4 protein-coding genes are annotated in these 11,548 nt (G+C 52.3%); all 4 read left to right on the top strand.

The annotated features are described in order from the left end of the window. The first annotated feature begins 70 nt into the window (after window positions 1–70). The 4 genes from NSU14_RS19885 (at window position 71) to NSU14_RS19870 (ending at window position 11,318) form a co-directional block, all read left to right on the top strand. Entirely contained in the window at window positions 71–8,788 is an 8,718-nt protein-coding gene (locus NSU14_RS19885) for a chitobiase/beta-hexosaminidase C-terminal domain-containing protein (protein WP_340946944.1), read from the top strand. A 31-nt stretch (window positions 8,789–8,819) separates the two neighbouring features. Continuing rightward, complete coding sequence (locus NSU14_RS19880; RefSeq protein ID WP_336103297.1) at window positions 8,820–9,509, top strand: S1 family peptidase; 690 nt, start codon at window positions 8,820–8,822, stop codon at window positions 9,507–9,509. A 160-nt stretch (window positions 9,510–9,669) separates the two neighbouring features. Continuing rightward, complete coding sequence (locus NSU14_RS19875) at window positions 9,670–10,032, top strand: LytR/AlgR family response regulator transcription factor (RefSeq protein WP_336103296.1); 363 nt, start codon at window positions 9,670–9,672, stop codon at window positions 10,030–10,032. Window positions 10,033–10,136: 104 nt separating this feature from the next. After that, complete coding sequence (locus NSU14_RS19870) at window positions 10,137–11,318, top strand: MalY/PatB family protein (protein ID WP_042135592.1); 1,182 nt, start codon at window positions 10,137–10,139, stop codon at window positions 11,316–11,318. The last annotated feature ends 230 nt before the right edge of the window (window positions 11,319–11,548 follow it).

Genomic DNA, 11,548 nt, shown 5'->3' with positions numbered 1-11,548 from the left:
CCGTACCGCCTATTGTGGAGTGCGGGCACACTCTGCTGGGAATTCATAATACTATTTGGGTGGTGTCAAAATGGCTTTGAAGCGGAAATCAATTATAGGGTATTTAATAGCGCTGGCAGTGGTTGTCGTTGCGGCAGTTGCCGGCGGAATCATGGCTAAGGCTGATCCGCAGACCTGGGACAGCATGGCAAAGACCGAATGGTATATATCTACCAATGATACCTTCAAAATTGATAGTGAGGATAAGCTTGCGGGTGTTGCCAAGCTGGTTAATGAAGGCACTGGGAATGGTCTGCAAGGCAAAATTCTTGAAATTACGCGAGACATGGATCTCAAAAACTATCAATGGATTCCCATTGGTACAGCCGAACATCCATTCAAGGGTACTCTGATCACTGAGGGTGGTCTAATCAAGAAAATCTCCAATATGAATGTCGTTACAAATTTGTCCTATCAGGGTCTGGTAGGAAATATGGAGGGCGGGACAGTCGGCGGTCTGACTTTTGAAGGGTCTGGCTCCATCACTGTTACCGGTGTAACCTATGATGTATATGCAGGCTCTGCAGTAGGTAAAATGAGCGGCAGCAGCATCGTTTTCGATATTACCAACAATATCAGTATCAGCACTCACGCTTCTCCGTACCGCTCCTTCACGGGCGGAATTGTCGGAATGGGCGAAGGTATGATCTCTAACTCTATCAACAACGGAACCATTACGGCGCAAGGTTCAGCTGATATCGGCGGGATCCTAGGCTACGGCACATCCAGAGGCATCATCATCAAAAAAGTGGTCAATAATGCAGCAATTCTCGCACAAGGTACTGACAGTGCCGTTCTCACCACAGGCGGGATTGCTGGTCATACTACAGGACCGCTTAGTCTGAATGATGAAGATACTCCGATCATCAATAATGCTTCTGTCACCATCGCCGGCGGAAACCGGGTTGTGGCAGGCGGAATTGCCGGTAAAGTGGACAATACCGTAGTATTCTCTAACATGACTACCAATAAGGGTGTAGTTACGGTTAATGCACCTGCGGCAGAAGGCTCGGCAGCCGGAGCGCTTGTAGGAGCAACGGGTACGGTGGTCAGTCCGGAGGTTGGGATTACGTTTGTAAATTCCGCACCGGTAGTGAATAACGGCGGCAAGAATGTATACACAGGAGGAATTGCCGGATACACCGGCAGCAAATTCACCTGGACACATGCTTACATCAACACGCAGCCGATTACAGCTACAGGTACACAAAATGTATCCACTGGCGGATTTGTCGGACATGCTGCAGGCGGACTGGTAACCAGCAACGCTGCAGCAGGGGTGTTTGAGAATAAAGCGCTTGTCTCGGTTAACGGAGGAACAGGAATCTATACTGGCGGGATTGCCGGTTATGATGCCGGCGGGAATATAGGCCAGGCCTCCTCCACAGGTGCATTGAATGTAAAAGGGACAGCGGATGTATACACCGGCGGTATCGTAGGGTATGAAGCCGGCGGAACGATTACATCATCAGTAACAGGCAAAACCGCAAGCGATCTTCTGGCGATAACTTCGGATGGTACAATCGGCGGAATCGCCGGTTATCTGGAAGGTACCCTGAATGATTCTTCTGTTAAATATGCAACACTTCAGGTAACTTCTGCAGGCGGGATTGCCGGGGGAATTGCCGGTAATGCACAAGGAACCATGAACAACATAACTGCCGGAGATGCTTCCTCGGCAAGCTACAGCACGTTAATTCTGAAAGCTGTGGTAGCTGCTCCGGCAGACGGCCAGGATAACATCACGTTCGGCGGAGTTGTAGGCGTGAACACTAAGCCACTGGTTCTGACGGGTGGTAAGGCTGCCCGGATCAGCTTCCTGAATGAATCCGGCAAAAGCGGATATACCATCGGCGGCGCAGCCGGTAAGCTTACTGCGGATGCGGTAATCGGCACTGTCGCCGTGCCTGCGGAAGTACAGGATTTGCTGGTTGAACTGAAGGCCGACAAGGTCAGCTTCGGCGGCGGCGCAGGGCATAACTCGGCTGCCCAGTTCAACGGACACACGAGCCGTACTGAAATTAAAGCTACAGGTGCTTCGGTAAAAGCTGGCGGAATGTTCGGTGAGAACCATTCGGCAGCAGCGGCTCCGTTCAATCATGCGGAGAATGTAGTCATCACTTCAACGGGTGCGGATAACGTACTCGGCGGTAATACCGGTCTCAATACCGGTCAACTGGTTAACGCTACAGTTACCCGGCTGTCTATTGAGGCGAATGGTGTACGTGCTGAAGCCGGCGGGATTGCCGGACATTCAGAAGGACCGGCAGCTCCTGCTGACCGGGCGGGAATGAAGTCAGCTGTGCTGAATGTTCCCGGGTATGACCCGATGATTACGCTGACTGCTGTGGAATCCAAAGCAGGAGCGATCGTTGGGGCTGCGAAAACTACGGATATTACTAATCCGGAGGTGAACGCAGCGGATGACGCGCAGGCGTTCATCCAAGCGCAGGCAGCTAAACCGTCTGTCGGCGGCTTGGCGGGTACACTGGAGAACAGCGCTATCTACAGTGACAGCAAAATTGTGAATTTGGAAAACATGTTGATTCTGGTAGCGCCAGCCGCTACAGATGCCTATATTGGCGGGATTGTCGGCTACAATGAAGCCTCCAAGCTTGACCGTCTGGTAGGTACAACGGTTAATCTGACGATTAATGCACCACGCGCTACTGCAGGCGGGGTGGCAGGGTACAACCACGGTAGTTCTTCAGGAATTATTGCAAACAGTTATATAGGTGCTCTGAATCTGAAGGCTAACGCCGGAGCAGTTTCATCTTATATCGGGGGGATTGTGGGCTTGAATGATGCCCAGACAATTGATCCCGTATTGAATCCGGCCACAGCGGTTAGTACGATTCAGAATACGCGTACACTCGGAACAGTATCCGCTGTTTCACCTACTTCAATCGTGGGCGGGATGGTCGGCGAGAACCGCACTCTGATTGCCAATAACAGCATTACTGATAAAATCACAGTAATCTCCAGAGGCAATTCTTCCATCATCGGCGGTTTGGCCGGGGTGAACACGGCATCAGGAACTCTCTACTATACGTACTCCAATGCCAACTTGACCATTGAGGGTGTAGGCACACTGGCTGGCGGCTTGGCTGGTGAGAATGCAGGGGCAGTTCTCGGCTCCTATGTAGATATCGACGTTACAGGCAATGCAACTGGAACAGCAAGCGGTTCGGTCTACCTGGGCGGGCTGATCGGCAGAAACACAGCCGGTACGGTGGAGCAATCTTATACCTCCTCCAAGGTTACGGCAAACGGCGTATATTCGAATGTTGGCGGTCTGGTCGGGGAACACTCCGGCGGTACCATCAAGAACTCTTATGTAGCCAAAAGTGTAGCAGCTGCCAAAGCCAATTCTTACGTTGGCGGTTTCATCGGCAGAATAACTAACGGTAAAGTGAACAATGTATACTCGGCGGCGGAAGTTACTGCTGGTTCGGGCGCTTATGCCGGCGGCTTCGCCGGACGTTATGACAATGCAAGCAAAGAGCTGCTCTACAAGTCTTATTACATTAAAGATGAAGCGCTCAACATCAACTCTGACCTGCCTGATTTCGCAGAGGGCAATCACCGCTGGCTGAATGTGCATGTGCGGCTGACTACGATCCTCTCGGAAACGCTGAAGGACAGAACGGTCTTCCCGGGCTTGTCAGGCTGGGACTTTGAAGGCGCATGGAAATATGGCTCGTTTAACGCAGTATACCAATATCCTGAAGTAAACCGTGCAGCCAATACCGGCGGTGATATCGGCAATGATGTCAATGCCAATATCAACTGGTACATGAAGGATAAGGATGCTATCAACTTCCAGATTACTACGGAAGCAGAGCTTGCCGGTCTGGCAGCAATTGTCAACGGCACGATTGCCGGAGCCGACAAATTCGACTTCACGGACAGAACCGTGACGATCATGAATCCGATCCATATCCAGTCCAAGCAGTGGGTGCCGATCGGCAACAAGGAAGCCAATCCTTTTGAAGGAACCTTCGAAGGAAACAATCACTTGATCGATGGCTTAACCTTGCAGCCGGTGTACACTCATTCCGGATTGTTCGGAGTCATCGGTACGAAGGCGATCGTCCAGAATATCAATCTGGAGCCGCTCTCTGTTGCGGGCAACCAGTACACCGGAGTCCTTGCCGGGATGAACCTGGGTACAGTGAACAATGTGGATCTTAAGCTGCTTGGCGGCGTGAAGGTCAGCGGCGGAATTGTCGGGGGGATGATCGGCAGCAACTCGGGCAGTATTACCGGACTCCACCTTACGCTGGACGGCGGAAGCCGGATTGAGACGGTTGCTGACCACGGCATTGCCGGTGGACTGATCGGTGAGAATACAGCAGATTTCACAGCCGGGACTTATACCATTAAGGATATAGACGGAAGCACCGGCAGCGCTGCTGATCATGCGATTGTCGGCGGACTTATCGGAGTCCAGACGGGCGATGTAACAGGTCTTGAGCATGAAGTGAATTCGCGGTACCGGGTTTCGGCTACGGGGATGGAATCCACTGTCGGCGGACTCATTGGCCAATTCACCTCGGGCCAGGCGAAGGATATTACGCTGACCTTCGCTGATGGAACGCTTGAAGCACGCGGACTCGGATCGATTCTCGGTGGCATCATCGGCCAATCGGATGCCGGAAACAGCATCAGCAATGTCACAGTGACAGGCTTCGGAAGCGGTGTGCAGTTGACCGCCAACGGTACTGCCGGTGGTGTTGTAGGCGTTAAAGAAGGCAAGCTGGGCGGAATGTTGGCCCGGTCCATTGATCCGGGAAACAGCTTTGACATTGAACATGCAGCAGTTGAAGGCGTGAAGCTGTCTACTACGGGTGACAGCCTGAAGGCTGTTATCGGGGGGATTGCCGGATCGGCTGTCCATACGGCGATCCATGATGTCCGGTTCAATGCTTCTCTGCAGGCCGCAGGTGAAGAGATTACTGCGGGAGGTATCCTGGGAGAGAGTGTGAATTCTATCCTGTACCATGCAGAGGCATCACCTGATCTTCAGGTTGCAGCGAAGAACGGCGATGCAGCAGTCGGCGGGATTGCCGGAACAGTCTCTGCGGATGATATCCACCGGGGCTATGATTTCGGCAAAGCCTATCCACTGTACAGCGGCATTTACATTGCCAAAGTTCAAAGCGGCAAGATAACGGTCACTGGAGCAGACAATAGTGCTGATCTCTATGTGGGCGGTGTGGCAGGCAAGAACGACAATGCCTCAATCTATAGTTCAGAGGTTGCTTCCGGGCTGAATGTAACCGGCGGCAACACAGTAAATGCAGGCGGAGTTGCCGGATACAGCAGCGGTATCATTGTAGATACCATCGTGAAGACCGGTCTGCATGCGGATACCAGCAGAGTGTATAATGCCGGCGGACTTGTCGGCTGGGGATCAGGCGGCGAGATTCATTACAGCAAGGTGATCGCCGGATCTGGACAAGCTCTGACGGTTGGCACAGCGTTAACGCTGGGTCAATCTGTACCGGCGACACATGCCGGCGGGGTAATCGGTATGGGGGATACTATCAAAATTACGCATACCCATACGGATATTCCGGTACAAATCACCGATACCAATCAGGACAATACCATCTATGCGGGCGGTTTTGCCGGACTTCTGGGTGATAATGGTACGCTTGCAGGACAAATTCAGAAATCCTATGCAGCAGGCAAGCTGAATGTCAGCGGCAGATTAGGCTCTTATGTCGGCGGCTTCGCGGGTTCTGTAGATCATTATTCGATTACGGACTCTTATGCTTCCGGTGACATCAGCAATACCGGCTTCGACACACGCAGCGGCGGTTTCGCAGCAGCGGTGGAGAGAAGCGGCAGCATCAGCAATTCTTACGCATTGCAGAACAAGATTTCTACAGTCGGAGTGAAGTCTTCAACCCGTTCTTACAACGGCGGCTTTGCCGGTTATAATGACGGGACTCTGACGGGCGTCTATGCCAATGTTCCGGAGATTTCCGTTAATGTAGCAGGCAATAACGTCTCTACAGGCGCACTGGTCGGCTATAACTTCCGGGACGGCAAAATTACCGGTTCGTCGTATACGACAGGTACGCTTACGGCTGGACTGAAGGCAGTAGGCCACAATGCAGGTGCGGTAGCTGGCGCCGTGAGTTCAGCAGCGGTTAATCCGCTCAGCTCAGGCACATGGATTATGGATTATGATACCTCCTTCCTGAACGAACTGACAGACGGAACAATCACGGTTCAGACTCCGCTGCAGCTCTCGGGTGCAGTTATGTTCTATAACGAGACAGGCCTGAATTATTACAAGCTGTTCAACAGAACAGCTGACGACAAACCGGAGCTGGCAACCATCCTGCTTGGGGCGGATATTAATCTTGCCGGAAGCACTTGGACCGCATTCGACAGCTTTAAGGGAGTATTTGACGGTCAAGGCCATACAATTAGCGGACTTTCACTGAAACTCTCTGAGCAGCAGACGGCCGGATTCATTAAAGAAAACCATGGCCAGATTCTGAATGTTAACTTTACCGGAGCGGATATTTCCGGCGCAGTAAATTCCGGTATTGCTGCAGGGATCAATCACACAGGTGCAGTAATCCGCAAGGTTAACGTCAGTGGTTCTGTAGCTGGCAGTGCCACGGCAGGCGGGGCTGCAGGTGTGAATCTAGGCCTCATTGAGAAGGCTGCTAATGACGGAGTGACTCTTTCGGGACAGGGCCGTAAAGGCGGAATTGCCGGACGTAACGCCGGAGTGATTCACCAGGCAGTGTCCAAAGGCAATATTGATGTTACTGCCACACTGGCAACCGGCGGCATTGCCGGTGAGAACAGTGCGGAAGGTACAATTTCTGAGTCGATTGTCTATGGCGATATCCATGTGGCTTCGGCCCAGGCTATAGCCGGAGGGATCAGCGGTCTGAACGCGGGAGAGATCAAGAACAGCTATTCTGCCGGGGCCATTTACGCAGAAGGAATGTCTACAGCATGGGCTGGCGGTATCGTCGGTCTGGCGGAGAGCGGAGCGATTACTTCTTCCCTGAATACCGGAGAAGTGAAAGCTGGAGTGAAAGGCAAAATTCTTCCGCTGCAGGCCTTCTTCGGAGGGATTGCCGGACAGAAGTCTGATCATGCAACCATCAGCCAATCCTTGTTCAACAGACAAATGCTGAAGAATAATATTGCCTTCTACAATCTGGATGGCCAAGCAGTGGCTGGCAACAGCAGCAGTGCAATGGGGCTGCTTGGCACAGAGCTTACCAGCCCGAATCTTCCAGCAGGTCTGGATGCCGGAATCTGGACAGCACAGAACACATTCTATCCGGTACTTCTGGCCTTTGACGGAACAGAAGAAGGAACTCTTGCTTCAGCGGCTGTTATACTGAACCCGCAGGATCTGATTAACCGTGTAGGTTCGGCATTCAGCTTGAGCGGCAGCGGAGCACTGGTATGGAGTGCTGATCCGTCCAGGGCTGATGTGAACGGTGCTGCAGGAAGCTTGAAACAGGGCGGCAGCGCAGTGCTGAAGGCAACAGCCGGAGGACAGAGCAGAAGCATTACAGTTAATGCGGCTACACTGCAATACCCTGGCTCGGCAGCTGCACCAACTGCAACACCTGCGGAGCTGAGCTTCTCGACGGAAGTGAAAGTAGAGCTGACAACAGCGGAGCCGGACGGCCAAATTTATTACACGCTCGACGGCACAGATCCTACGGAAGCTTCTCAGTTATACAGCGAAGCGATTGTGCTGAAGGACAAGACGACTGTTAAAGCCGTCACCATTGTTCCGGGCAAAGAATACAGCAAGGTATCGGCCTGGACCTGGACGCTGTTAGTTTCCAGCGGTGGCGGTGGCGGCGGCGGTGGCGGTGGCGGTGGCGGTGCAGTTGTGCCGACCCCGATCCCAACACCAACTCCTGTTCCGGTGATTACCGCTATTGCCGGTACTACGACGGTGAATGGAGACAGTGAAGCTCCAGTGAAGATTGCCAAGAACAGCAAGCTGAAGCTGACAGCTCCGGAAGGGCAGACGATCTACTATACAACGGACGGAAGCACGCCGACAGTAAACAGCACGAAATATACCGGTGAGCTGTTGATTACCAAGACCATGACGATCAAAATGATCACAGATAAAAATGATACTGTGACTACCATTGAATATGTAGCGGAGAATGCCAAATACAGCCTGAAGAGCAATGCGGGAGAAATTAAGTATATCGCTGCTTATCCGAATGGTTTGTTTATGCCTAATGCAGCCATTACCAGATATGAGCTGATCCAATCCCTTGCTCCGCTGCTGGATATGGAAGACGTGAATGTAGGAAACCTGTTCAATGATGTAAGTGCAGGCAACGAGGCTTTGACCGGATTCTTCGCTTCGGCAGGCATTATTGAAGGCTATCCGGACGGCGGCTTCGGCGGAACGAAGGGCTTGACGAGAGCCGAGTTCTCCAAGATCATGACTACAGTGCTGAAGCTGGATGTTACAGATACCGGAATTACGAAGCAGTCGGATCTGAAGGGCCACTGGTCAGAGAATTATGTGAATGCCCTGTCCAAAGCAGGTTATGTGCAAGGCTTCCCTGACGGCACATTTAAACCGGGATCACCGATTACCCGTGCTCAGGCTGTAGTGCTGATCAACCGGATTGCCGGTACGAAGAAGCTGGCTGTAACAGCAGTACGCTTCAAGGATCTTCCGGCAACACACTGGGCTTACAAAGACATCATGTCGGTTGTGCAATAATTTGTAATTCTTTGATGAAGGAGATTGGCGGATGAAAACAAAACTGCTTGCCGTAAGCCTGATCTTCTCGTTGATCTCGGCAGTGCTCTTCTATTCAGACACTACCAGCGCCGACACACCAAGTGTGTATAACGCTGAACAGAGCTACGGAATTGCGAATGAAGCCATGTTTTATCTGCGGGTACTCAAAAGTGACGGCACCGCAAGTTCCACGGGGACAGGAATTATCCTGTCTCCGGCAGGAACAGCAGCAACGGCGTATCACGTGGTCAAAGGTGCGGAGCGGATGGAAGGGGTGATGGCGGATGGTAGTATTATCAGTCCGATCAAAGTCACGAAATTCGATGAGCTTAAGGATGTGGCTGTTCTTGAATTGCCAAGTCCTGCTGCTATGAAGCAGAAGGGTAATGCGTATGCTTATCTTCCGCTGCGTAAGGACGTCCTGAAGCATGGAGAAGCTGTATTCGCACTGGGCTATCCGCTTAAGAATACAGCGATTATCACCGAAGGGATTGTCAACACGCCTGCTGCGGAGATCAATGGAAGAAGCCGGATTCTGACTTCGGCCCAGGTGGCAAGCGGGATGTCAGGAGGTCCGCTGCTGGATACACATGGCCAGCTTGCGGGAATTATCTCCGGTTCGCTGCGGACCATGAACAACATTCATCTGGTTGTAAATATGGAGGATCTGCGCAGCCTGCTGCCGGCAAACTTCAAGTAAAGTTCACTTCAGAAGCAGCTCAGACAACAATGAAGGCTGCAAAATAATAATAACAATGGCTGTCCTCTGACGTTTGGAGCAAACGGGGGACAGCACTTTTTTTAGACACCTGTACCGATAGACTGCGTAATTCACCCGTCCGGAAGGAGGAGGAACCCGAGTGATCAAGGCATTTCTGCTGGATATGAACCAGAAGGATCTCTATAAGCTGTCTTCCATGCTGCAGCATACAGGTAAAGTGAATGTAATTGGCATGTCGGCCTATCCCGAGAACGTCGTGGACAAAATTGTCCTGCTGCAGCCGGATGTGCTGTTCCTGGATCTTCAACTGCCCGGCCAGCAGGGAATAGTTGTAGCCGAACGTGTAAAAAAGAAGCTGCCGGATATTCAGATTGTGATTGTCACCGAGAGCAAACAGCATGCCCTATGGGCCTTCGACCAAGACATTGTGGATTATGTGCTGAAGCCGCTGGAGGAGGTCCGCCTGGGCCAGTCACTCGAACGGCTGCGTAAGGGAAGCTGAAGCGTATGCTGGAGTAAGCCCGAAGCCGCCAGACTGAATCAGGATGCCGGAAGTCTCTCTCCATGTTACAATAAACGGACAAGCAGAAAGGATGGGTGATTTAGTTGAAGTATGATTTTAACCGTATCATTGACCGCCGCAATACCCGCTCATACAAATGGGACCAGTCCGAGAAGCTGTTCGGAGACAAGGAGATTCTTCCGCTTTGGGTCGCGGATATGGACTTTGAGAGCCCCCCTGCCGTGAAGGAAGCGATTCTGCGCCGTGTACAGGAAGGGGTGTACGGCTATAGTGTGACGAGTGACTCCTACAAGGAGGCGATTGCCGGGTGGTACCGCAGCCGTCATGACTGGGAGATTCAGAAGGAATGGATCACCGATTCTCCGGGAATTGTGACCTCGCTCAGCCTGTCCGTAGAGCTGTTCAGCCAGCCGGGAGATCAGGTGATTCTGCAGTCGCCGGTCTACTATCCTTTCTATGATGTAATCCGGATGAATGACCGCAAGGTGGCGATCAACCCGCTGAAGCTGGAAGAAGGCCATTATGTTATGGATTATATCCAGCTTGAAGAACTGATGGCCGGCGGCGCCAAGCTGCTGCTGCTGTGCAGTCCGCATAATCCTGGCGGCAGAGTGTGGGAGCGGGAGGAGCTGCTGCGTCTTGGTGAGCTGTGCCTGCGGTATGGTGTAACGGTAATCTCGGATGAGATCCATTGCGATATGGCAATGCCGGGCTACAAGCATATCCCGTTTGCGTCCCTGTCGCCGGAGCTGTCGGATATTACACTGACTACGCTGGCAGCGACCAAAACCTTCAATCTGCCGGGCCTGCAAACCTCGTATATCGTAACCTCTAGTCCCGAGCTGAAGCGGAAATTCGAGTACAAGCTGAAGGCACTCAGTCTGCATATGTCGGCATTCTTCACGCCGGAGGCGGTTGAGGCGGCTTATAATGAAGGCGGAGAATGGCTGGATGAGCTGGTGCAGCATATCAGCGGCAATGCGGAGTATGCCATCAGCTACCTCGCAGAGCATTTGCCACAGGTGAAGCCAATGAAACCCGAAGCTACCTATCTGCTGTGGATCGATTGCCGGGCCCTGGGCCTGGATGCGGACGGACTCAAGAACCTGATGTACCGCGAGGCCAAGGTGGCTTTTAACGAAGGCTCTGTCTTCGGAACGGAAGGCCAAGGCCATCTGCGCATCAATCTGGCCTGTCCGCGTTCCGTTCTTGCCGAAGCGCTGGAGCGGTTCACTCAGGCTGCTGCCCCTTATGTTCAGCAATAAAGCTTATACGTATGCTTGTAGCTGCGGCATATAGTTGTATACTGTGCAATTACAAGCAGCGAAAAGGTAGCGTACCATAAATCAGACGCTATATTAAAACATTTACAGCGATCAAGAAATCCGCGCCCTTAGGGGTAGCGGATTTCTTGTTATACCGCTGTCTGCGAAGATTGAAGGTGTCCCGCCAACCTCGCGGTGAACACCCCTTGCTGCCCCTTCCCGGCATGCGC

This window comes from Paenibacillus sp. FSL R10-2771, from assembly GCF_038000205.1.
In the GTDB taxonomy this organism is placed as follows: domain Bacteria; phylum Bacillota; class Bacilli; order Paenibacillales; family Paenibacillaceae; genus Paenibacillus_AQ; species Paenibacillus_AQ phytohabitans.
The sequence above is the reverse complement of the archived record's forward strand: the minus strand, read 5'-3'. Positions and strand labels throughout refer to the sequence as shown.